A 21,329-nucleotide genomic window follows, 5' to 3' on the forward strand; every position below is an offset into this window, starting at 1 on the left:
AGGAGACTGATCCGATGGTTACCCGCCCCTCCTTCGCCGACATCGCCTATCGCCGCGTCGACCTTCCCACCGACGCCGGCGCCGCCTCCGCCTGGACCACGCCGGAAGGCATCGACGTCCAGCCGGTCTACACCGCCGCCGACACCGCCGGACTGCGCCACACCGAGACCTGGCCGGGCTTGGCGCCCTTCGTGCGCGGCCCCTATCCCACCATGTATGTGCAGCAGCCCTGGACGATCCGGCAATATGCCGGCTTCTCCACGGCGGAAGACTCCAACGCCTTCTATCGCCGCAATCTCGAACAAGGCCAGAAGGGCCTGTCGGTCGCCTTCGATCTGGCCACCCACCGCGGCTATGACTCCGACCATCCGCGTGTCGCCGGCGACGTCGGCATGGCGGGTGTCGCCATCGACTCCATCTACGACATGCGCACGCTGTTTTCCGGCATCCCGCTGGATCAGATGAGCGTTTCCATGACGATGAACGGCGCGGTGCTGCCGATCCTGTCGCTGTTCGTGGTTGCCGCCGAAGAACAGGGCGTGCCGCAGGACAAGCTCTCCGGGACCATCCAGAACGACATCCTCAAGGAGTTCATGGTCCGCAACACCTATATCTACCCGCCGGCGCCGTCGATGCGGATCATCTCCGACATCTTCTCGCACACCTCGGCACATATGCCGAAGTTCAACTCCATCTCGATTTCCGGCTATCACATGCAGGAAGCCGGGGCGACGGCCGATCTCGAACTCGCCTATACCATCGCCGACGGCATCGAATATGTGCGCGCCGGCATCAAGGCCGGCATGCCGGTCGATCGCTTCGCGCCGCGCCTCTCCTTCTTCTGGGCGATCGGCATGAACTATTTCATGGAGATCGCCAAGCTGCGCGCCGCGCGCCTGCTCTGGGCGATCCTGATGAAGCGCGAGTTCGATCCCAAGGACAGCCGCTCGCTGTCGCTGCGCACCCACAGCCAGACCTCCGGCTGGTCGCTCACCGCGCAGGACCCGTTCAACAACGTGGTCCGCACCATGATCGAGGCCATGGCGGCGACGCAGGGCCACACCCAGTCGCTGCACACCAACGCGCTCGACGAGGCGCTGGCACTGCCCACCGACTTCTCCGCCCGCATCGCCCGCAACACCCAGATCGTGCTGCAGGAGGAAAGCGCCACCACCAAGATCATCGATCCCTGGGGCGGCTCCTTCTATGTGGAGAAGCTCACCTATGATCTCGCCAGCCGCGCGCTCGAGCATATCAAGGAGGTCGAGGCGCTCGGCGGCATGGCCAAGGCCATCGAGGCGGGCATCCCCAAGCTGCGCATCGAGGAAGCCGCCGCCCGCACGCAGGCCCGCATCGACAGCGGTGCCCAGGCCGTGATCGGCGTCAACAAGTATCGCGTCGAGGGCGAGAAGCCGATCGACGTGCGGCAGGTGGACAATTCCGCCGTGCGTGCCGCCCAGATCGCCAAGCTCACCGCGCTGCGCGCCGAGCGCGATCCCAAGGCGGTCGAGGCCGCACTTGACGCGCTGACCCGCGCCGCCTCGGAAGGCTCGGGCAATCTCCTCGCCCTCTCCATCGACGCCGCCCGCGCAAAGGCCACCGTCGGCGAAATCTCGCTCGCCATGGAAAAGGTCTTCGGCCGGCACAAGGCGGAAATCCGTGCTATCTCCGGGGTCTACAAGCGCGAGGTTGCCGCCATGTCCGATGCCCTCAACACCATCGCCACCAAGGTCGCCGCCTTCGAGGAAGCCGACGGCCGCCGGCCGCGCATTCTCGTCGCCAAGATGGGCCAGGACGGTCACGACCGCGGCCAGAAGGTGATCGCCTCGGCCTTCGCCGATCTCGGCTTCGACGTGGACATCGGGCCGCTGTTCGCCACGCCGGAGGAAGCCGCCCGCCAGGCCGTCGAGAATGACGTGCACGTGGTCGGCGTCTCCTCGCTCGCCGCCGGTCACCTGACGCTGGTGCCGGCGCTGAAGGCGGCGCTGGCCGCCGAGGGCCGCCCCGACATCATGATCGTGGTGGGCGGCGTGGTGCCGCCGCAGGACTATGACGCGCTGACCGCCGCCGGCGCCGCCGCCATCTTCCCGCCCGGCACCGTCATCGCGGAGGCCGCCAGCGCCCTGCTGGACAAGCTGTCGGCCCAGCTCGGGCACTGACAGCGGACGTTTGGGCCTGAAAGGCAAAACCGGCGGCTCCCTTCCAGGAACCGCCGGTTTGTTGTCTTCAGGCTGGCAGTCCGTCAGTCGAGTTCGACAGCGATGCCACCAAAGCCCGGACTGCCGGTCCGCAACTTGTCCCAGCCGGGGAAGGTCTCCGGCTTGGGCGCGGCCTTGCTGTTCATCAGATCGGCGCTCTTGAAGGCCAGCACGCGGCCGACCCCGGACAGCTGGAACGGCTCCGACGCGCCGCAGTCGGTGCCCTTGACACCATATCCCTCGTCATTGACCCAGAGCTGCGGCGTCGCGCCGGTCTTGCTGGCGGTAAACAGACCGCCCGGGCAAGCGAAGGGCTTGCCGAAAGCGCCGCCATAGGTGCCGGTGGTGAAGCTGCCGCCAGCCCCCGGAACGGCACGGACCAGGGTCTTGGCCGGCTTGTTGCCGCCGTTGTTGGAAACCCAGATGGCGCCGCCGAAGCTTGCCACGCCTTCCGGCGCATTGAACAGCCCGTCGACCGGGTTGCAGCCGTCGATGTTGTTGGAGAGGCAATAGCTGGGGTTCGGATTGAGCGGATTCTTGTAGTCGAAGGTGCCGGCCACATTCAGCGTGGCATCGTCGAACTTCAGCAGAATGCCGCCGGAATACTGGCCGACGACCCAGAAGCCGCCGTCGGACGCCACAGTGAGACCAGCCGGCTGATCGGGCGAGTTCACCACCACCCGGTCGACCTTGTAGCTGGCTGCCGTCACCTCGGCCGCGGGAATGCGGTAGAGCGAGTTGGCGGCATAGCCGCTCAGCCACATGTTCTTGTGCTTGTCGAAGGCGATCCCCACGAGGCCGCTTCCGGCGAAATAAGCGTGACCGTCACTGGCGAGACCTGCAATCGTCTTCACATAGGCGCGGTTGGACGTCTTGTAGACCAGCACCTTGTCGGCGCCACCGAAGCCGCTGTTGCAAGCCACATAGAGCTTGCCGGAAGAGACGGCGACGCTGTTGGGATTGCAGTTCTTGCTCGCCAGATTGATGACGGTGCTGGTCATCTTCACAGGGTTGACGGTCTGGTCGATGTAATAGCGATAGATCTTCTTGCCGACATAGTCGGGCACCCAAAGCGTCTGGTGGTGCACGCCGGAAGGGACTCCCGCCAGCGCCTGTCCCGCCAAGAGGGCACCGGCAAGCGCGCCTGCCGCCGACAGCAACATCCTGAAACCACGCATTCCTGATACTCCATGATCAATAGCCGGCCCGGAGCGCTTTCCGGTCAGGTGCAATCACCTGATCGACAAGAAATCGCTCCGTAGTCATCAGGCCGGGCGTCCGCCGACGCGCCTTGCCCGAAACAAGGGTGGCGTCGGTTGCGCTTACTTGCAGGTGGGACCGGTGGTGATCTGAACACCAACGAGATTGAGGTTGGTCGTGATGGCCTTGGCTTCGACGTAATAGAAGCCCTTGGCTTCGTCGATCAGCGGCTTGCTGATCGCCGTGGTCGTCACCTTGCGCATGTTGGTGGTGACGCCCGACTGGCTGGTGAGGGTCGCCAGAACGGACGGCGCGGTCTCCGCCGAGGTGCTGACGATCGCCTTGCGCTTCAGCGTGACCTTCAAGCTGTCGTTGGCGTTGAGATCCTCATAATACATGCTGACGGAACAGATCTTCTCGCCGTCCACGGGGAAATCCACGTTGGCATAGAAGGTCTGCTCATCAGTCGGCACCAGCATGCCATTCTCGACATTTTCCACCGTCGAGCTGGTGCAGGGGCAATGGCGCACGAAGCTCGGGCCGGACAGCGAGATGATCTTGGTGGCAGCGCTCGCCGGCATCGATGCGCCAGCTGCAAGTGCAAGGGCGAAAGTCCCCAGAAGGGCGGAATACTTCAACATTTGAAAACCTCATTGTAAAATCAAAGACCTGCTCATCGGCAGGGCTATACGTCTTGCAGAAATGCAACTTCTGGCGCAGCGAAACAATGCAACATGAAATCGATAATCAAACCGCCGCCGATCTTGTCTCACGCAAGACTGGGGGATATTGTCAGCATTATTCCTGATCCGCAAGGGGACACGGTCGATCTCCCCTCATGCCTGGAAGTCATTTTGTCGGGGTTGCCCAAGTCGGCTCAACCAGACCGTAGATAGATTATTGCTACTCATTTTCGGAGCCACGTTCATGACCGCCAGTTTCCGCACTGCCCTTGCGGCCTTGCTTCTTTCGTCCGCCCCCGTTCTCGCCAATGATCAGGCGATCGTCGTCTTCGATGCGTCGGGCTCCATGTGGGGGCAGATCGGCGGCAAGGCGAAGATCGAGATCGCCCGCGACACGCTGAAGTCCGTACTCTCCGGACTGCCCGCCGATCTCGACCTCGGTCTGATGGTCTACGGTCACCGTGAAAAAGGCAGCTGCCAGGATATCCAGCTGATGGTACCGCCCGGTACTGGCAATGCGGACGCCATCAACAAGGCCGTCGCCGGCATCCGCCCCAAGGGCATGACGCCGATCACCGCCTCGGTCCGCCAGGCTGCCGAAGCGCTGAAGTATTCCGAGCAGAAGGCCACCGTCATCCTGGTCACCGACGGCCTCGAGACCTGTGACGCCGACCCTTGCGCCTTGGCCGACGAGCTTGAAAAGTCCGGCGTCGACTTCACCGCCCATGTGGTCGGCTTCGGCCTGACCAAGGACGAGGGCAAGAAGATTGCCTGCCTCGCCGACCGCACCGGTGGCAAGTATTTCTCCGCCGACGATGCCAGGACGCTTGGCGAAGCGCTCAAGGAAACCGTGAAGGCCGCCGCCGAGCCGGCGCCCGCACCAGCGCCGGCGCCGCAGGAAGTGGCGGTCGACCACCTGTTCGAAGGCACCGCCACGCTCGCCGAAGGCGGCCAGCCCTTCACTGCCGACGATCTCTTTTGGGAGATCCGCAAGCCCGATCAGGCCGACGGATCTGTCGGCGCGACGGTCGAGTCCACCTACGGTGGCGTCTTCAAGCCCGAGGTCAAGGAGCCCGGCGATTATGTGGTCAGCGCCCGCCTCGGCAAGGTGAAGATCGATATCCCCGTCACGCTCAAGGCGGGCGAGGATCTCAAGCAGGACTTCGTGCTCAACGCCGGCATCGTCAAGATGGACGCCACCCGCACCGAGGGCGGCAAGAGCGAGCCCGACGCCTCGATCACGCTGACCACCGGCCTCGGCGACGAAACCAGCTATGGCCCGTCGAAGTTCTTCGTGCCGGCCGGCAGCGTCACCTTTGCGGTGAAGATCGGCGACGCCACCGTCTCCAGTCACTTCGACATCAAGGCCGGCGAGACGGTGGAGAAGACCGTCGTGGTCGGTGCAGGCGTCGTCGTTGCCAAGGCGCTCTACGCGCCCGGCGGTCCCGCCGTCGAGGGCGGCGAGATCTTCTTCGAGGTTGACGAGCCCAAGGCCAACATCGACGGCACGCGCAACTCCGTTTCCAACGGCTACGGCGACGGCGAGAAGTTCGACCTTGGCGCCGGTGATTATGTGCTGTTCGCCCGTCTCGGCGCCGCCACCGCCGAGGTACCCGTCTCCGTGAAGGCCGGCGAGCGCACCGAGGCCACGGTGATCCTGAATGCGGGCGTCGTTGGCATCAAGGCCGACGGTCTCTACCGCACCGACATCGTCGGTGCCGCCAAGTCGATCGACGGCAAGCAGAAGGAGTTCAACACCTCCTATGACGCCGACTACAACTTCACCCTGCCGGCCGGCGACTATGTCCTGCGCGCCTGGCTCTCCTCCGACAGCGAGGAGCGCAAGGAGTTCCCCTTCACGGTGAAGGCCGGCGAACGCACCGAGGTGACAGCCACCAAGTGAGGGTGGCCTCCCCCGCCCTTCCGCGCTAACCTCGTCACCCAAGCGCCCGCCGCGAGTCGTCTCAGCGTCTCGCGGCGATTGTATTTTGATACGAGAGTGCCGTCCGGAGTTCCCATGTCCCTTTCCGCCGTTCTCACCCGCATCGACGCCGATCTGCAGTCGAGCCTCGATCGCCTGTTCGATCTGTTGCGCATTCCCTCGATTTCCGCCGATCCGGCCTACAAGGCCGATTGCGCCCGCGCCGCCGACTGGCTGGCCGCCGAGCTCACCGGCATCGGTTTCGACACCACCGTCCGGCCGACGCCGGGCCATCCCATGGTGGTCGGCCATTACACCAAGGCCGGTCCGGACAAGCCGCATGTGCTGTTCTACGGCCATTATGACGTGCAGCCGGTCGACCCGCTGGAACTGTGGGACACCCCGCCCTTCGAGCCGTCCATCGCCACCATGCCGAACGGAACCAAGCGGATTCTCGCCCGTGGCGCCGAGGACGACAAGGGCCAGATGATGACCTTCGTCGAGGCCTGCCGCGCCTATGTCGCCGTCACCGGCGCCCTGCCGCTCAACGTGACCATCCTGGCCGAAGGCGAAGAAGAGTCCGGTTCGCCCTCGCTGGTGCCCTTCCTCGAGGCCAACAAGGCGGAGCTGTCCAAGCAGGTCGCCATGATCTGCGACACCGACATGTGGAACCGCGACACGCCGGCCATCGCCTGCATGCTGCGCGGTCTTGTCGGTGAGGAGTTCACCATCTCCTGCGCCGATCGCGACCTGCATTCGGGCATGTTCGGCGGTGCCGCCCTCAACCCGATCCATGTGCTGACGAAGATCCTCGCCGGCCTGCATGACGAGACCGGCAAGGTCACCCTGCCCGGCTTCTATGACGGCGTCATCGACATTCCCGCCGATCTGCGCGCCAACTGGGACAATCTCGGCTTTGACGGCGCCGCCTTCCTGAAGGACGTCGGCCTCACCGCCCCGGCGGGCGAGGTGGATCGCACCGTGCTCGAAAAGATCTGGGCGCGCCCCACCTGCGAGGTCAACGGCATCGTCGGCGGTTATGCCGGCGACGGCTTCAAGACCGTGCTGCCGGCGAAAGCCACCGCAAAGGTGTCCTTCCGCCTCGTCGGCAAGCAGGACCCGGTGAAGCTGCGCGCCGCCCTGCGCAAATATGTCAAGGACTCTCTGCCGCCGTCGGCCTCCGTCACCTTCCACGAGCATGGCGGCAGCCCGGCCGTGCAGCTTCCCTTCGACAGCCGCGAACTCGCCGCCGCCCGCGCCGCGCTCACGGAAGAATGGGGCAAGCCCGCTGCCATCACCGGCTCGGGCGGCTCGATCCCGATCGCCGGCTATTTCCGCCACATCCTCGGCATGGACGCCTTGATGATCGGCTTCGGCCTGCCCGACGACCGCATCCACAGCCCCAACGAAAAGTATGAGCTTCAGTCCTTCCACAAGGGCATGCGCTCCTGGGCTCGCATCCTCACCGCGCTGGCGGGCTGAGGTCGACACGGGCCGTCGCGTGGCACCACGCAGCGCGACGGCCCTTTCCCGTGTCCACCTGACCGGCGCCGCCCGCGCCTTTTGGTCCTGCGGTCGGGCGTTCACCGCACCGTTCGTCCCCACGCGAGGCGTCAAAATTTACCCTTATCGGACGCCGCGGCCCCACCTCCGGGCGGGGCCCGATCTCACTCCAGGCGTGCCTCCATCCGCCCAGGCACCCATATTTCCGTCTGATTTCAACAGCTTGGACAGTCAACTCCCCAAGCTTCGCGGGAAGCCCGTCGCAACTTCCGCCAAGCCTTCACGGCTACTCCCACCAAAGTTTGTCCCACCAAACGGCGTGATCACCGCTATCTGCAAGGCATCGATTTCCTGACTCACGATCCCTCGGGTCCGTGCAGCCTTCCGGGTGTTTCATGCGCACATCATTCATTTTCGCCGCGGGCGTGTTTTCCTCAGCCCTCTTGATTGCCCCGCTGGCCCAGGCCGGCGTCACCATCACCAAATCGGCCATCAGCGCCGGCAAGCTCGTCGTCGAGGGCACGTCTTCGACCGGCAGCTCCATCACGCTGGATGGCAAGGTCACGACCGCCATCAACGCTTCCACGCGCAAGTTTGCCTTTTCGGCCGTCTACCTTCCCAAGGATTGCATGGTCTCGCTGACGCTCGGCTCTTCCAAGACCGTCGTGTCTGAAGCCGTGGTGGCCGATTGCGGCCCCAAGGGTCTCGACGCACGCGGTGCCTGGTCGTCGGCGGTGACCTATAGCGCAGACGATGTCGTCACCTTCGGCGGCTCCACCTGGCGCGCCAAGCCCAACAGCAGTCCCAATCTCAACAAGAACCCATCCAGCCAGACCGCCTTCTGGGAACAGCTCGCCGCCAAGGGCGATACCGGAGCGACCGGCCCCAGGGGCAACACGGGCGCGACGGGGCCGCAGGGTCCGGCAGGTCCGACTGGTCCCGCCGGTGCCGACGGTGCGATCGGCCCCGCCGGCCCCAAGGGCGATACAGGGGCCGCCGGCCCGCAAGGTCCGACGGGTCCGCAAGGTCTCACTGCGCGCGGCGCCTGGTCGCCGGCCACGACTTATGTTGAGAACGACGTGGTCACCAGCGCAGGCTCTGCCTATCGGGCGCTCGCCAACGCCGGCGCCAACCTCGACAGGGACCCGGCAACCCAGACCGCCTTCTGGGAGATCCTTGTCGCCAAGGGCGCGACGGGCGACACGGGGGCTACGGGCCCGCAAGGCCTGAAGGGTGATACGGGTGCGACAGGCGCGACAGGCCCGCAAGGGCCGGCTGGTCCCACCGGCCCAACGGGCGCGACCGGTCCGCAAGGGCCTGCCGGTCCCACCGGCGCGACAGGTACGACGGGCCCAGCCGGTCCCGCCGGAGCGACAGGTACAACAGGCCCGGCCGGTCCCGCCGGCGCGACCGGCATTGTGACGGTCAGTCGGCTTGGCGGCGCTGTAGTGGCAATTCCGGGAAACACCTACGGTTTTAAATTTGCAGGAGGGACGACCACCGTCTCTGCCGCTGTCGGGCAAAAGATTGCTGTGCAGGCAAGTGCTGTGGTCGGCCTCAGCACAGCCAATGCTTCCCAGGAAATAAACGTGAATGTGTGCTACCAAACCCCTGTCGGCAGCGGCGGAGTCACTCCATTCAATCCGAGTTCGTTTTTGGCGACACCCGTTACATCCGTGCGGTCCATCGTCTCGGCAAGCGACATGATGAGCGTCGACTCTGCGGGCGACTACAGGGTCGGGCTCTGCATCTCCAATCCCAACGCCGCCACGCTTGGCAACAACGACTATTCGATCGGCTATGCCATGGTGTTCAATTGATCCGGCCATCCGGTTTGTGCGGCCCTCACAGCTTGCCGACGGGATAGGCCCTTCGGCTGGCCACATAGCTGATTTGACACCTTCCCCACCCTCGCCTTACTTTCAACCCAACGTCGGACCGGTCAAGATACTCCCGTCATCGCGTGCGATGGGGGAGAGCTGCGGGGTTACCCCGCGGCAGCCTTGTTACCTGGACACTTCCGCCGCATGAACAGCACTGGGCTCTGCCCAGGACCGCTCATGCAGGACATGTAGGGTTGATCGGTCCGACGCCTGTCTGGGGGAGTTGATGCAAGAGGAGCGCACCCCGCCCATTGGCCGCACGGCGCTGGCCTCGGCACTGGTCCACGCCCTGTCGACGACGGCGGCCTGGACGGAGACGGCGCTCGTCGACACGTTCACTCACGTGCTGCAAGGTGCCGCTCCCGGCTCGGTTGCCTCTCTTGCGCGTCTGCTGGCCGCCGATGCGTCTGTCGCCTGTGGGCCGGAGCGTCGCCTCGGCCAGATCATCGAAGACGCTCCCTCCTTCGTCCGCATCCTGCAAACGGTCCAGCGCCGCCGCCTTGTCCTGGCGCCGCCTCTCACGCCGCCGCTGTTCCGGCCAGCATCGCGATTTGCCGGTCTTCCCCTGCCCTGCCTTGCCACCAGCGGCGAGCTTGCCGCCTGGCTCGGCCTGACGCCGACCGAGCTCGACTGGTTCGCCGCCACTCTGCCGCAACGGGGCGAGACCCAGCCACCGCTCCAGCATTATTCGCTCCGCGCCGTCGCCAAGGCGAGCGGCCGGCTGCGCCTCATCGAAGCGCCGAAGACGCGACTGAAAGCCATCCAGCGGCAGATCCTGGCCGGCATCCTCGCCCATGTGCCGGCGCATCCGGCGGCACATGGGTTCATCGCCGGCCGCAGCGTCCTCACCGCCGTCAACCCGCATGCGGGCGAAGGCCTCGTTGTGGCCGTCGATCTTGCGGATTTCTTTCCCTCCACGCCGATCGGCCGCGTCTGGCGCCTGTTCCGGCACCTCGGCTATCCCGACGCCGTTGCTCATCTTCTCACCGGTCTCGTGACGACGCGTACGCCCTCGCCGGCGCTCGATGGCCTGCTGCTGCCGCCGGAGACACGCCGCCGGCTGCGCGTGCGGCATCTGCCGCAGGGCGCGCCCACCTCGCCGGCACTCGCCAATCTCGCCGCCTATGGTCTGGACGTGCGCCTGTCCAGCCTCGCCTCCCGGCTCGACGCCAGTTACAGCCGCTATGCCGACGACCTCGTCTTCTCCGGCAGCGGGCCGCAGTTGCGCCAGTCGCAGCGCTTCCTCCGCCTGGTCTCCGAGATCGCCGCCGCCGAGGGCTACGCCCTCCACCCCGACAAGACGCGCATCATGCCGTCGAGCGGCCGACAGCAGGTGCTCGGCGTTACCGTCAACGCGCACCTGAACCTGCCGCGTCCAAGCTACGACCTCCTCAAGGCCATCCTCACCAACGCCTGCCGCCACGGCCTTGCCAGCCAGAACCGCGAGGGATTGCCGCATTTTCGCGACCACCTCAACGGCCGCATCGCCTGGTTCGAACAGGTCAATCCGGCTCGCGGGCTGAAGCTGCGGGCACTGTTCGACCGGATTGCGGAATGAGCCCGAGACGGGCGCCGGCCCAATTATGTATTTTCCCTTAAATTTGTTGCACCAATCACGAACCCGTGAAAACAATTGACGTGCCGCAGGCCCGCCGCAACGTTTCGCGGCGGGCCTGCGGTTGCTGTTTCCCCGGGAACAGCAGGATGGGCGATCTCCGTCTAGTTTCGTTTCATAGTTTTGGCCCAGCAAGCAGGATCATTCCCATGCCCTTTTCCCGCATTTTCCGGTCACCTCTCCTCGCCGGCCTGGCGTTGCTTTCCGCCGCTCCGGCCTTTGCCGGCGTCACCATCACCAAGTCCGAGATCGCCGCGGGCAAACTGGTGGTCGAGGGCACCAGCTCGTCGGGAACCACCATCAAGCTCGACGGCAGGTTCACCGCCAATATCGACGGATCGACCCACAAGTTCCGCTTTTCCGAAATCTATCTGCCCGTGAGCTGCATCGTGAAGCTGACGCTTGGCAACACCGCGAACACGGCCGCCCGTGCCGTCGTGGCCAATTGCGGCCCGCGCGGGCTCAATCCTCGCGGATCCTGGTCCTCCACCAACACCTATGTGGAAAATGACGTCGTCACCCAGGCCGGCGCCACCTGGCGCGCCAAGGCCACCGACGCCGTCAACAAGAACAAGACGCCCACTTCCAGCGGCGACTTCTGGGAAAAGCTCGCCGCCAAAGGCAACACCGGTGCCACGGGGCCTGCCGGTCCCAAGGGGGACAAAGGCAACACCGGTGCCACAGGCCCTGCCGGTCCGAAGGGCGACACCGGAGCCACCGGGCCGATCGGTCCGCAGGGACTGCCCGGCACTGATGGCACCCCCGGAACGCCTGGTGAGCAAGGACCGCGCGGGGCAACAGGCGCAACCGGGCTGACGGGGCCTGCTGGTCCACGGGGTGAGACGGGCGCGACAGGGCCGCGTGGTGCCACTGGATCGCAGGGCGCGACGGGACCGCGCGGCCCGGCTGGCCCACAAGGCCCGACCGGCAGCTTCAGCGGTCGCATCATGTATGCAGCCGTCCGGTTCGATGGCAGCATTTCCCATGCCAGCGGCGTACTCTCCGCCAGCCGTGTCGCCAACAAGGATGGCGTCTATGCCGTCAAATTCGCACAAAATGTCGATAACTGCGCGCTGCAGGCCACGTTGATCAGCGATTTCTCCGGCTCGTCGCGCATATACATTGGTCCGGAAGCCGAAGTTGCCGGCACAAGCCGCCGGCCGAACTTCGCGCGCGTCATAACTGCCGGACTTGTCCCACAAGATGACTCGTTCAACGTACTCGCCATCTGCAATTGAGCGTCGGCCGCGATCAGATCAGGTCACTTTCGCCAGCCAGGGGAGATATGGAGACGGCCATTGGAGAGTTGGGTCCTGTCTTTGCCTCGGGGCACAGGACCAAGTCCAAGTAGATGTTGACGGCTGGGTGCTGATCACCAACTGACCCCCGCCAAATAAACTGCGGGCGCACGAGGTTTTCACCCCGTACGCCCGCCGCTCTCCCCCTAAACTCCTGAGCCCGCGCCCTCAGCTGTCGCGGAACAGCATGCCCTGCGCCCGCTCGATCTCCTCGGCGTCGTGGCCGATCTCGGTCGCCACAAAAAAGTTTTGGCAGAGGCGTACCGCACAACCCGATCTTGGATTGGAAATGGCATCTTTCGCATCGCACGAAAACCGCGCTGCAAATCGGGTCAAGGAGGCAAAAGCCAAATCGCCCGGCGATCCGTTGAAAAAGCAGGTAATTATTGGCATTTTGCCACACTTTACCCACAATAACCACAAAATACCTACGCATATTGACCTATCGCGGCAACTTATGTATGCGTCAAGGGGAAAGTTCGGCCCGGAACCGAACATCAACATGCATCGATAGCACTTGTTACGAATTTGTTTCATTTGAAAATATTTGAATGCACGCCGCATATTTGGGTCAAATTGTTCTCTCGATCAGCCCGTAACTCAGGGCCATAGCCACGCCAGAACCTCTCGATGGGTATATTTGGAGGATCAAATTTTGAAGCTCGCTCTTTCAACGACCGCAGGGCTCGCTCTGCTCGCCGCCAGTGGTACTGCTTTTGCCGGCGTTACTGTTACCAAGTCCGAAATTTCTGCCGGTAAACTGGTGGTTCAGGGTACTGCGTCCAGCGGCACGTCCATCAAGCTCGACGGGCAGTTCACGGCGCCCGTCGATCCGGCGACCCATAAGTTCTCCTTCTCGCAGGTATATCTGCCCAAGGATTGCATCGTCGACCTCACCGTCGGCTCCTCCGCCACCGTCGCCGCGCAGGCCGTCGTCGCCGATTGCGGTCCGCAGGGCCTCAACGCCCTTGGTGCCTGGTCGTCGACCACCACCTACGAAGAAAACGACGTGGTCAGCTACAAGGGGTCCGCCTGGCGCGCCAAGGCGATCGGCAGCGCCAATCTCGACAAGGATCCTTCGACGCAAACCGCTTACTGGGACCAGCTGGTCTCCAAGGGCAGCACCGGCGCCAAGGGCGCCACCGGCGATACCGGACCGCAGGGCCCCAAGGGTGATATCGGCGACACCGGGCCGCAAGGACCGCAGGGACCCAAGGGAAATACGGGCGCGACCGGACCGCAGGGACCGAAGGGAAATACGGGCGCGGCTGGGGCTGACGGTGTTGTCCTTGGCAGCACATTTGGGAGCGACCTGCCCTATGTGGACTGGAACACCATGTACGGAAAATGGCGGTTCATAGGCCAGACCACCTCCATCACACTCCCCCAAGGCAAAACCCTTATCGCCCACGCCACAGTCCCGCTCTACAGCGTGTCAGATGTCTTGGTCGCAATTGCGGTTTGCTATCAGGCCCCAAACACCCCATCCGCACCGGTGGCAGCCTTCAATCAGACTACTCCAGTATATGTATCTGACACCAAGGTATATGCTCAAACTGACTCAGCCAAGTACTTAACTAAGGGTACTTGGACGATTGGCGCCTGCATCAGCTCTACACAGACAACCAGCCTCAACCTGACCGGAACATTCGGTTTCGGCTGGGTCATGGCGATCAATTGATATTTATCCGGGAGTTCATGTTATGACCAATTTCTTCGCCAAGGCGCTTGTCTATTCTACGGCCATACTTGCCCCCGTCACCGCCCAGGCCGGCGTCACCGTCACAAAGTCGGAGATCGCCGCAGGCAAGCTGGTCGTCGAGGGCACCGCATCCAGCGGTTCTTCGATCAAACTCGACGGACAGTTCACGGCCACCGTCGATCCGGCGAGCCGCAAGTTTGCCTTCTCGGTGCTCTACCTTCCCAAGGATTGCATGGTCGACCTGACCGTCGGTACCTCCGCAACCATTGCCGCCCAGGCCATCGTTGCCGATTGCGGACCGCAGGGCCTCAACGCCATGGGCGCCTGGTCGTCGACCGCGACCTATGAGGAAAACGACGTCGTCAGCTACAAGGGGTCCGCCTGGCGCGCCAAGGCGACCGGCAGCGCCAACACCGGCAAGGACCCCACGACGCAAACCGCTTACTGGGACCAGCTCGTCTCCAAGGGCAGCACCGGCGCCAAGGGCGCCACCGGCGATACCGGCCCGCAGGGGCCGAAGGGTGACACCGGAGATACGGGGCCGCAGGGTGAAACCGGTGCTCAAGGCCCGAAGGGTGATACTGGCGATATCGGCCCGATGGGCCCGCAGGGGCCGGCTGGCGCCACCGGCCCACAGGGACCGAAGGGGGCAACAGGTCTGCCCGGGCTTGCCGGTGCCACAGGCCCGCAAGGCCCCAAGGGCAACACGGGTGCGACCGGACCGCAGGGTCCAACCGGCGTGATCTCGACGATCTCGCTTGCCTCGACCGGAGGCGACACAATCCGTGGCGTTCAAGATTTCAACAAGACTGTCTTTATCAACTCAACGCACCTTGCCACTATCAAGACCACAGCCAACCAGCGGGTCATGGCGTCCGAATCCTTCCAGTTGCGGTCGTCGGACACGGACGACGAAAACGGTATTGTGATCTCAATGTGCTACAGAGATGCATCGAAACCGTCTTCGGCGCCCATACTTTTCAACCCCAATCTCTACATTAAAGATTCGCTGCCTCCTGATCAGTCGACCTCGTCAGTATACTCTGGCTACCGCACGTTGACCTATTCGGCCACGAAGGTCATGGCAGCCGGCACATGGCAGATCGGCGCATGCATCTACTTGTTGCAACCGCATGATGTTTGGGTCGGCAGCACCGATGGCTATATCATGGTCACCAACTGACCATCCCAAAAACACCGCGGGCGCACGAGGTTTTCACCCCGTACGCCCGCCGCTCTCCCCCTAAACTCCTGAGCCCGCGCCCTCAGCTCGCGCGCAGCTCCGACAGCGTTGCCGCGTTCGGGCAATAGTCGGTGAAGTGACGCTGGGCCGTGTGATGCTCCAGGTCATAATGGCAGGCGCCCTTGTGCTCGCAGGCGGCACAGGTCATCTGCAGGTCGCGGAACAGCATGCCCTGCGCCCGCTCGATCTCCTCGGCGTCGAGGCCGAGTTCGGTCATCATGCGGTAGAGTTCGTCGGCGGCGTGCTGGTCGTGCTCCACGGCCGACAGCAGCTGACCGACGCTGAGGCCCAGGTCCGTCGCAAGTTCCGTGAGGCCGACGTCGCCGAGCGACTGCAGTTCGGCCATTGCCCGCCGCTGAGCGGCCCGCTCCTGCCACCAGCGCACAAAGCGGGCGAGAACGGATTCATGATGGGCAGTATCGAGATATGCCATGGCTTTGCTCCTGTCCGTGAGCGTCGTGATGGCGGCATTGACGTCGTTGGACGGCTGCGCCTCGCGCTCCGGCGGTGGTCCGACTCTTCGTTCGGAACCGATCATGACTAGCTTTTTACACCAAACCAGTGAATCAGACGTTGATCGGAATCAATAAATCCACCGCTCTTTAAGGTCAAACCCATGGAATTACAGACTAGGTTATTCTGAAATTTCAATAGATTGAGACAAAAGTTCATCAGTACACCTACGTAACTTACCCCTTGCATGCAGTATTGATAGAAATGTGACTTTCACCATATAAATTCACGAAAGCAGTGTCTTTCACAGTTCCAGGGCACGCTAACCCGGCAACCTCGGTGTCATCAGCGGATTATTGCCCCGGACATGGTGATGTTGCGCTGCCGGTTCCTGCGACCGGACGACCGTTGATGAACACGCCGGAGGCGCCGCCCACCACCACGCCGCCGCATTCGGTGGGGCTGCCGACGGTCACCACCGGTCGGCCATTGATGAAGACATTGGACGACCCGCCGGTCACGACGCCACCCGCTGATGTCGGGTCGCCGACGGTGGCGGCGGGCATGCCGTCGATGAGGACATTGACCTCGCCGCCGGTGATCACGCCCGGCCCACCGTTGCCATCCACGGCACCGCCGTCGGCAAGGGCGCTCGTGCCGGTCATGACAGCCAAGACCAACCCGAGCCCTACTCGTCCACAGGTTCCGATCATCGTCACGCACTCCCCTTCTACCGACCGCCGACGCCCTTCCGGCCGTATCGCTCCGCAGGATTGGCTGGACCGCAGCAACTTCGTCGATGTGATCCCATCATTTCCCAGTCTTTGAGGCGACGCAAGCCATCTCTGACCTCCGATACCGGCTTTTACGATTGTTGACGATGTGATTTGAACAGAGTAGTGAGTGAAACAACTCAGAACCGGAGGCGGGTCCCCTCAATGAAAGTCACGCTCAAAACCGTTGCGGAAGCGGCGGGCGTCAGCATTGCCACGGTCGACCGCGTGCTCAACCGGCGTGAGGGCGTGCGGGGGGCGACTGTCGAAAAGGTGGAAAGTGCCATCCGGCAGTTGGGTTACGCGCCGTCGTCGCTGGCGGCCCGCGTTCAGCCGTCTTCCAGCAAGTTCATGTTTTTGCTGCCGAAAGGCAAAAACCCCTTCTTCATGGCGCTGGAAAGCTCGATCCGCCAGCTCGGCGAGTGGCTGCCCTTCAAGGGCGCGACCTTCGATATCCGCCATGTCGACATCTTCGATGGCGAAGTGCTCGCTGCCGCCTTGAGGGATGTCCATCATGCCAATTACGGCGGCGTCGCCGTCACGGCGCTGGATCACCCCTCGGTGCGCGAAGCGATCAATGCGCTGAAGGCCGAGGGAATCGCCGTGGTGACGCTGGTGTCGGACGTGCCGTCGTCGCGGCGCGACCGCTTCATCGGCATCGACAACACCGCCGCCGGTCGCACGGCCGGCTCCATCGTCGGCCGCTTCCTGCCGGGGCGCACCGGCAAGGTGGCGCTGATCGCCGGCTCGCTGGCGCTGCGGGACCACGCCGAACGTCGCTTCGGCTTCGAACAGGTGATCGCGCAGGACTTTCCCGACGTGCAGGTCATCGCCGTGCGCGAGGGGCGCGACGATCCGGCCCGCGTGCGCACTGCGCTTGACGAGATCCTGCGCGAGCATCCCGATCTCTCCGGCATCTACAACGCCGGCGCCGGCACCTCGGGCATCATCGCCGCCCTTGAAGCCAGCGGCCGCTCGCGCAGCATCATCTGCGTCGCCCACGAACTGACCGACGAGAACCGGGCCGCGCTGATCCGCGGCACCATCGACGCCATCATCAATCAGGATGCCGGCCACGAGGCCCGTTCGGCGGCGCGCGTCATGCAGGCGCTGACCTCGGAATGGTCGATCCTCGACGACCAGGAACGCATTCGCATCGACATTTTCCTGCGCGACAATCTCTGGTGAGACCGAAAATCAGCAAGCGGAGCAGCTGAACCTGCAACCGCTCGGGAGGAGTTCATGAGCATTTATCTCGGCCTGGACATCGGTACGTCCTCGGTCAAGGCGGTTCTGGTTGGCGATGGTGAGGCCATCCTCGCCTCGGCCACCGTGTTGCTTGAGGTCACCCGTCCCCATCCCGGCTGGTCCGAACAGGACGGCGACAGCTGGATCGCGGCGACGCAAGGCGCCATCGACAAGCTGAAGGCGAGCCATCCCAAGGAGCTCGCCGCCGTCACCGGCATCGGCCTCTCCGGCCAGATGCACGGCGCGACCCTGCTCGACGCGGCTGACAAGCCGCTCCGCCCGGCTATCCTCTGGAACGACGGCCGCTCGGCGGCCGAATGCGCCGAGATCGAGGCGCGCTGCACGGCTTCGCGCGCCATCGCCGGCAATATCGCCATGCCCGGCTTCACCGCGCCCAAGCTCGCCTGGGTCAAGAAGCACGAGCCGGAGCTCTTCGCCAAGGTCGCCAAGGTGCTGCTGCCCAAGGATTATGTGCGCCTCTGGCTCACCGGCGAATATGCGTCCGACATGTCGGACGCTGCCGGCACGCTCTGGCTCGACGTGGGCAAGCGCCAGTGGTCGCCGGAGCTTCTGGCCGCCACCGATCTCAATCTCTCGCACATGCCGCGCCTCGTTGAAGGCACCGATGTCTCCGGCTCGCTGCGCGACAGCCTGGTCAGCCGCTGGGGCATGTCCAGGACGCCCGTGGTCGCGGGTGGCGGCGGCGACAATGCCGCGAGCGCCGTCGGCATGGGCGCCGTCAAGCCCGGCGTTGCCTTTGCCTCGCTCGGCACGTCCGGCGTGCTGTTCGTCTCCAACGCCTCCTTCTCGCCCAACACCGACGGCGCCGTGCACGCCTTCTGCCATGCCGTGCCCAACACCTGGCACCAGATGGGCGTGATCCTCTCGGCCACCGACAGCCTGCAGTGGCTGTCGCACCTCCTCGATACGCCGGCACCCGACCTTACCAAGGGCCTCGATCCCAAGCCGGCCGCGCCGTCGCCGCTCCTGTTCCTGCCCTATCTGTCGGGTGAACGGACCCCGCATAACGACGCCGGCGCGCGCGGCGCCTTCGTCGGCCTCAGCCACACCTCCGATCGCGCCGCGATGACGCAGGCCGTGCTTGAGGGCGTCGCCTTCGCCTTCCGCGACTGCCTGCGCGTGCTCAATGACGCCGGCACCGATATCACGCGCGCCTTCGCCGTCGGCGGCGGTTCCCGCTCGGAAGCCTGGCTGCAGATCATGGCGGCCGTGCTTGACCGGCCGCTCGACATCACCGCCGAGGGCGACTACGGCGGGGCCTTCGGCGCTGCCCGTCTCGGCCGCATCGCCGCCACCGGCGACGATCCCTTCGAGACGCTGACGCCGCCGCCCGTCGCCCGCAGCATCGAACCGGACAAGGCGCTCGCCGCGGCCTATGCCGATCGCTACGCCAAGTATCGCGCCCTTTATCCTGCCATTAAAGCCGCCCTCGCCTGAGGCCCGGCACAACACGAGGAAAGATCATGACGCATCCGTTCTGGGACGGCATCGAGCCCGTCAAGTACGAAGGCCCGGAGAGCAAGAACCCGCTCGCCTTCCGCTATTACAACAAGGATCAGGTGGTTCTCGGCAAGCGCATGGAAGACCACTTCCGCTTTGCCGTCTGCTACTGGCACAGCTTCGCCTGGGGTGGCGGCGATCCGTTCGGCGGCTCCACCTTCCTGCGCCCCTGGTTCGACGGCAAGAGCGAGCTGGAGCTGGCCAAGGTGAAGGCCGACGTCGCCTTCGATCTGTTCCAGATCCTCGACGTGCCCTTCTACACCTTCCATGACCGCGACATCGCTCCGGAAGGCGCCACGCTCGCCGAGTCCAACAAGAATGTCCGCGAGATCGTCGACATCTTCCACAAGAAGCAGAAGAAGACTGGCGTCAAGCTGCTCTGGGGCACGGCCAACCTGTTCTCCAACCGCCGCTTCATGGCCGGCGCCGCCACCAATCCGGACCCGGAAGTCTTCGCCTATGCCGCCGCGCAGGTGAAGAACGCCATGGACGTCACCAAGGAACTCGGTGGCGAGAACTATGTGCTGTGGGGCGGTCGCGAGGGCTACGAGACGCTGCTCAACACCAACCTGCGCCAGGAGTTCGACCAGCTCGGCCGCTTCCTGCAGATGGTTGTCGACTACAAGCACAAGATCGGTTTCAAGGGCGCGCTGCTGATCGAGCCGAAGCCCAAGGAGCCGACCAAGCACCAGTATGACTTCGACGTTGCCACCGTCTATTCCTTCCTGAAGTCGGTCGGTCTCGAGAAGGAAATCCAGGTCAACATCGAGCAGAACCACGCCATCCTCGCCGGTCACACCTTCGAGCACGAGCTGGCGCTTGCCTCGGCTCTCGGCATCTTCGGCTCGGTCGACCTCAACCGCGGCGACGACCGTCACGGCTGGGATACGGACCAGTTCGCCATGAGCGTGCCGGAACTGACGCTGGCCATGCTGGAGATCATCAAGGCCGGCGGCTTCACCACCGGTGGCTTCAACTTCGACGCCAAGATCCGCCGCCAGTCGCTGGAGCCGGTCGACCTGGTCATCGGTCACGCCGCCTCCATGGACGCCGCCGCCAGGGCGCTGCTCAACGCCGCCGCCATCATCGAGGACGGCCGTCTCGCCAAGCATGTGGAAGACCGCTACGCCGGTTGGGGCGACAAGGAAGGCAAGGCCATCCTCAAGGGCAAGCGCAGCCTTGAAGAACTGGCCGAGTATGTCGAGAAGAAGTCCATCAACCCGCAGCCGGTGTCCGGCAAGCAGGAATATCTCGAAGCGCTGGTGAACCTGTTCAACTGACCGCTTCACAAGCTGCTGAAATGTCGTCGGCCGGGACTCGCTCCCGGCCGATGTTTTTTGCGCGCGTCTTTCTCAGCCTCTGGTGCCGAAGTCAGTGCGGCTTGAAATTGGTCTCGATGAAATAGGTGTAGTTGATGTCCGACGAAAAGCGGACGTCGAGCGAGGAGAGGTTGGTGAGGCGGCTGTCCGAGATCGGCAGCGTACGCACCACGGCCGAGTTCACGGTGATCTGCACCATGTCGGCGATCGGGTTGCCGGGATGGAAGGCGTAGAGCGTATAGGTGACCGGGCTGGTGCCATAGCGCAGCGACTTGGCGAACAGCTTGAAGCCGGTCAGGTCGAAGGTCTTGCCCGGCAGCGTGAAGGTGGCGCCCTGCCGGTTGGCGACATAGAGGCCATTGGCGCTGGTCTTCACCGTCCAGCCGGTCGGATAGAGCTGCCCCTGCGCCTGAACCACGAGGCCGGTGGTGTCCTTGGCCACACAGGTCGGGCAACCGGAGACCGGGGCGCTGGTATAGGTTGCCGTGTCGGCATGGGCGGAGGCGCCGGTCAAGCCAAGAGCCAGCAGGACGAGCGGCATGGCCTTCGGGTGGGGCATAAACGACATTTCGAAAATCTCCTTGAGAAAGCGCGCAGGTCGTCCTGATGCGGGGGGCATTCAGGTGCGCGTGGCAGGCTGTTGCCGGACTGCAAGAGCGGCGCGCGCTTCAACACTCCCCTCTCGCCAAACGTGCCATCCCAGGAAAAATTCCGCGCGCCGTGGCCGCACCTTCGGGCGCCCTCAGGCGCCCCCATGGCGGGGCTTGCG

General features: G+C 64.2%; 17 protein-coding genes. 11 read left to right on the forward strand and 6 right to left on the reverse strand.

Annotated elements, in window-relative coordinates; genetic code table 11:
- The first annotated feature begins 14 nt into the window (after nt 1-14).
- Entirely contained in the window at nt 15-2,159 is a 2,145-nt protein-coding gene (gene scpA / locus L2I41_RS17560; protein ID WP_237154882.1) for a methylmalonyl-CoA mutase, read from the forward strand.
- 83 nt (nt 2,160-2,242) lie between these two features.
- Here the strand turns inward: scpA and L2I41_RS17565 are convergent, their stop codons facing one another.
- Nucleotides 2,243-3,376, reverse strand: coding sequence for an NHL repeat-containing protein (locus tag L2I41_RS17565; protein WP_237154883.1), 1,134 nt, complete (start codon nt 3,374-3,376; stop codon nt 2,243-2,245).
- Between the two features lie 144 nt (nt 3,377-3,520).
- Complete coding sequence (locus tag L2I41_RS17570) at nt 3,521-4,039, reverse strand: hypothetical protein (protein WP_237154884.1); 519 nt, start codon at nt 4,037-4,039, stop codon at nt 3,521-3,523.
- Between the two features lie 286 nt (nt 4,040-4,325).
- Between L2I41_RS17570 and L2I41_RS17575 the strand changes: the two genes are divergently transcribed.
- The 5 genes from L2I41_RS17575 (at nt 4,326) to L2I41_RS21560 (ending at nt 12,241) form a co-directional block, all read left to right on the forward strand.
- Nucleotides 4,326-5,984 (forward strand): vWA domain-containing protein, encoded by a 1,659-nt coding sequence (locus L2I41_RS17575; protein WP_237154885.1) that lies wholly within the window; start codon nt 4,326-4,328, stop codon nt 5,982-5,984.
- A gap of 114 nt (nt 5,985-6,098) precedes the next feature.
- Entirely contained in the window at nt 6,099-7,484 is a 1,386-nt protein-coding gene (locus L2I41_RS17580) for a dipeptidase (RefSeq protein ID WP_237154886.1), read from the forward strand.
- A 416-nt stretch (nt 7,485-7,900) separates the two neighbouring features.
- Nucleotides 7,901-9,325: a hypothetical protein gene (locus L2I41_RS17585; protein WP_237154887.1), complete on the forward strand. Its 1,425-nt coding sequence runs from the start codon at nt 7,901-7,903 to the stop codon at nt 9,323-9,325.
- Nucleotides 9,326-9,614: 289 nt separating this feature from the next.
- Entirely contained in the window at nt 9,615-10,946 is a 1,332-nt protein-coding gene (locus L2I41_RS17590; RefSeq protein ID WP_237154888.1) for a reverse transcriptase family protein, read from the forward strand.
- 206 nt (nt 10,947-11,152) lie between these two features.
- Nucleotides 11,153-12,241, forward strand: a complete 1,089-nt coding sequence (locus tag L2I41_RS21560; protein ID WP_304610562.1) for a hypothetical protein — start codon at nt 11,153-11,155, stop codon at nt 12,239-12,241.
- Nucleotides 12,242-12,469: 228 nt separating this feature from the next.
- Here L2I41_RS21560 and L2I41_RS17600 read toward each other — a convergent pair whose 3' ends face one another.
- Nucleotides 12,470-12,694: a hypothetical protein gene (locus L2I41_RS17600; protein WP_237154889.1), complete on the reverse strand. Its 225-nt coding sequence runs from the start codon at nt 12,692-12,694 to the stop codon at nt 12,470-12,472.
- A gap of 262 nt (nt 12,695-12,956) precedes the next feature.
- Here L2I41_RS17600 and L2I41_RS21565 point away from each other — a divergent pair, with 262 nt between their 5' ends.
- Both L2I41_RS21565 and L2I41_RS21570 read left to right on the forward strand, forming a co-directional pair.
- Nucleotides 12,957-13,982, forward strand: a complete 1,026-nt coding sequence (locus tag L2I41_RS21565; protein ID WP_304610563.1) for a hypothetical protein — start codon at nt 12,957-12,959, stop codon at nt 13,980-13,982.
- A 22-nt stretch (nt 13,983-14,004) separates the two neighbouring features.
- A complete protein-coding gene (locus tag L2I41_RS21570) occupies nt 14,005-15,186 on the forward strand; it encodes a hypothetical protein (protein ID WP_237154890.1) in 1,182 nt (393 codons plus the stop codon).
- 82 nt (nt 15,187-15,268) lie between these two features.
- On the opposite strand, the gene L2I41_RS17615 is transcribed toward L2I41_RS21570, so the two are convergent.
- Both L2I41_RS17615 and L2I41_RS17620 read right to left on the reverse strand, forming a co-directional pair.
- Nucleotides 15,269-15,679, reverse strand: coding sequence for a DUF6455 family protein (locus tag L2I41_RS17615; RefSeq protein WP_237154891.1), 411 nt, complete (start codon nt 15,677-15,679; stop codon nt 15,269-15,271).
- 373 nt (nt 15,680-16,052) lie between these two features.
- On the reverse strand, nt 16,053-16,364 hold the full coding sequence (locus L2I41_RS17620) for a PAAR domain-containing protein (RefSeq protein ID WP_237154892.1): 312 nt from the start codon (nt 16,362-16,364) through the stop codon (nt 16,053-16,055).
- 273 nt (nt 16,365-16,637) lie between these two features.
- Between L2I41_RS17620 and L2I41_RS17625 the strand changes: the two genes are divergently transcribed.
- From L2I41_RS17625 to xylA, 3 genes are read left to right on the forward strand one after another with little or no spacing between them, the layout of a single operon-like run.
- Nucleotides 16,638-17,660, forward strand: coding sequence for a LacI family DNA-binding transcriptional regulator (locus tag L2I41_RS17625; protein ID WP_237154893.1), 1,023 nt, complete (start codon nt 16,638-16,640; stop codon nt 17,658-17,660).
- A gap of 60 nt (nt 17,661-17,720) precedes the next feature.
- The gene (xylB, locus tag L2I41_RS17630; protein ID WP_237154906.1) at nt 17,721-19,178 is read left to right on the forward strand and encodes a xylulokinase; all 1,458 of its coding nucleotides are present in this window, start codon (nt 17,721-17,723) and stop codon (nt 19,176-19,178) included.
- 26 nt (nt 19,179-19,204) lie between these two features.
- Nucleotides 19,205-20,521, forward strand: a complete 1,317-nt coding sequence (xylA, locus tag L2I41_RS17635; RefSeq protein WP_237154894.1) for a xylose isomerase — start codon at nt 19,205-19,207, stop codon at nt 20,519-20,521.
- A 91-nt stretch (nt 20,522-20,612) separates the two neighbouring features.
- Here the strand turns inward: xylA and L2I41_RS17640 are convergent, their stop codons facing one another.
- On the reverse strand, nt 20,613-21,128 hold the full coding sequence (locus L2I41_RS17640; RefSeq protein ID WP_237154895.1) for a hypothetical protein: 516 nt from the start codon (nt 21,126-21,128) through the stop codon (nt 20,613-20,615).
- Nucleotides 21,129-21,329 lie beyond the last annotated feature (201 nt).

The organism is Oryzibacter oryziterrae (assembly GCF_021864535.1).
Taxonomy (GTDB): Bacteria; Pseudomonadota; Alphaproteobacteria; order Rhizobiales; family Pleomorphomonadaceae; genus Pleomorphomonas; species Pleomorphomonas oryziterrae.

Bases quoted from the DNA above. Each gene is read 5' to 3' on its own strand.
- scpA (WP_237154882.1), top strand. From the start codon at position 15: ATGGTTACCCGCCCCTCCTTCGCCGACATCGCCTATCGCCGCGTCGAC.
- L2I41_RS17565 (WP_237154883.1), bottom strand. From the start codon at position 3,376: ATGCGTGGTTTCAGGATGTTGCTGTCGGCGGCAGGCGCGCTTGCCGGT.
- L2I41_RS17570 (WP_237154884.1), bottom strand. From the start codon at position 4,039: ATGTTGAAGTATTCCGCCCTTCTGGGGACTTTCGCCCTTGCACTTGCA.
- L2I41_RS17575 (WP_237154885.1), top strand. From the start codon at position 4,326: ATGACCGCCAGTTTCCGCACTGCCCTTGCGGCCTTGCTTCTTTCGTCC.
- L2I41_RS17580 (WP_237154886.1), top strand. From the start codon at position 6,099: ATGTCCCTTTCCGCCGTTCTCACCCGCATCGACGCCGATCTGCAGTCG.
- L2I41_RS17585 (WP_237154887.1), top strand. From the start codon at position 7,901: ATGCGCACATCATTCATTTTCGCCGCGGGCGTGTTTTCCTCAGCCCTC.
- L2I41_RS17590 (WP_237154888.1), top strand. From the start codon at position 9,615: ATGCAAGAGGAGCGCACCCCGCCCATTGGCCGCACGGCGCTGGCCTCG.
- L2I41_RS21560 (WP_304610562.1), top strand. From the start codon at position 11,153: ATGCCCTTTTCCCGCATTTTCCGGTCACCTCTCCTCGCCGGCCTGGCG.
- L2I41_RS17600 (WP_237154889.1), bottom strand. From the start codon at position 12,694: ATGCCAATAATTACCTGCTTTTTCAACGGATCGCCGGGCGATTTGGCT.
- L2I41_RS21570 (WP_237154890.1), top strand. From the start codon at position 14,005: ATGACCAATTTCTTCGCCAAGGCGCTTGTCTATTCTACGGCCATACTT.
- L2I41_RS17615 (WP_237154891.1), bottom strand. From the start codon at position 15,679: ATGGCATATCTCGATACTGCCCATCATGAATCCGTTCTCGCCCGCTTT.
- L2I41_RS17620 (WP_237154892.1), bottom strand. From the start codon at position 16,364: ATGACCGGCACGAGCGCCCTTGCCGACGGCGGTGCCGTGGATGGCAAC.
- L2I41_RS17625 (WP_237154893.1), top strand. From the start codon at position 16,638: ATGAAAGTCACGCTCAAAACCGTTGCGGAAGCGGCGGGCGTCAGCATT.
- xylA (WP_237154894.1), top strand. From the start codon at position 19,205: ATGACGCATCCGTTCTGGGACGGCATCGAGCCCGTCAAGTACGAAGGC.
- L2I41_RS17640 (WP_237154895.1), bottom strand. From the start codon at position 21,128: ATGTCGTTTATGCCCCACCCGAAGGCCATGCCGCTCGTCCTGCTGGCT.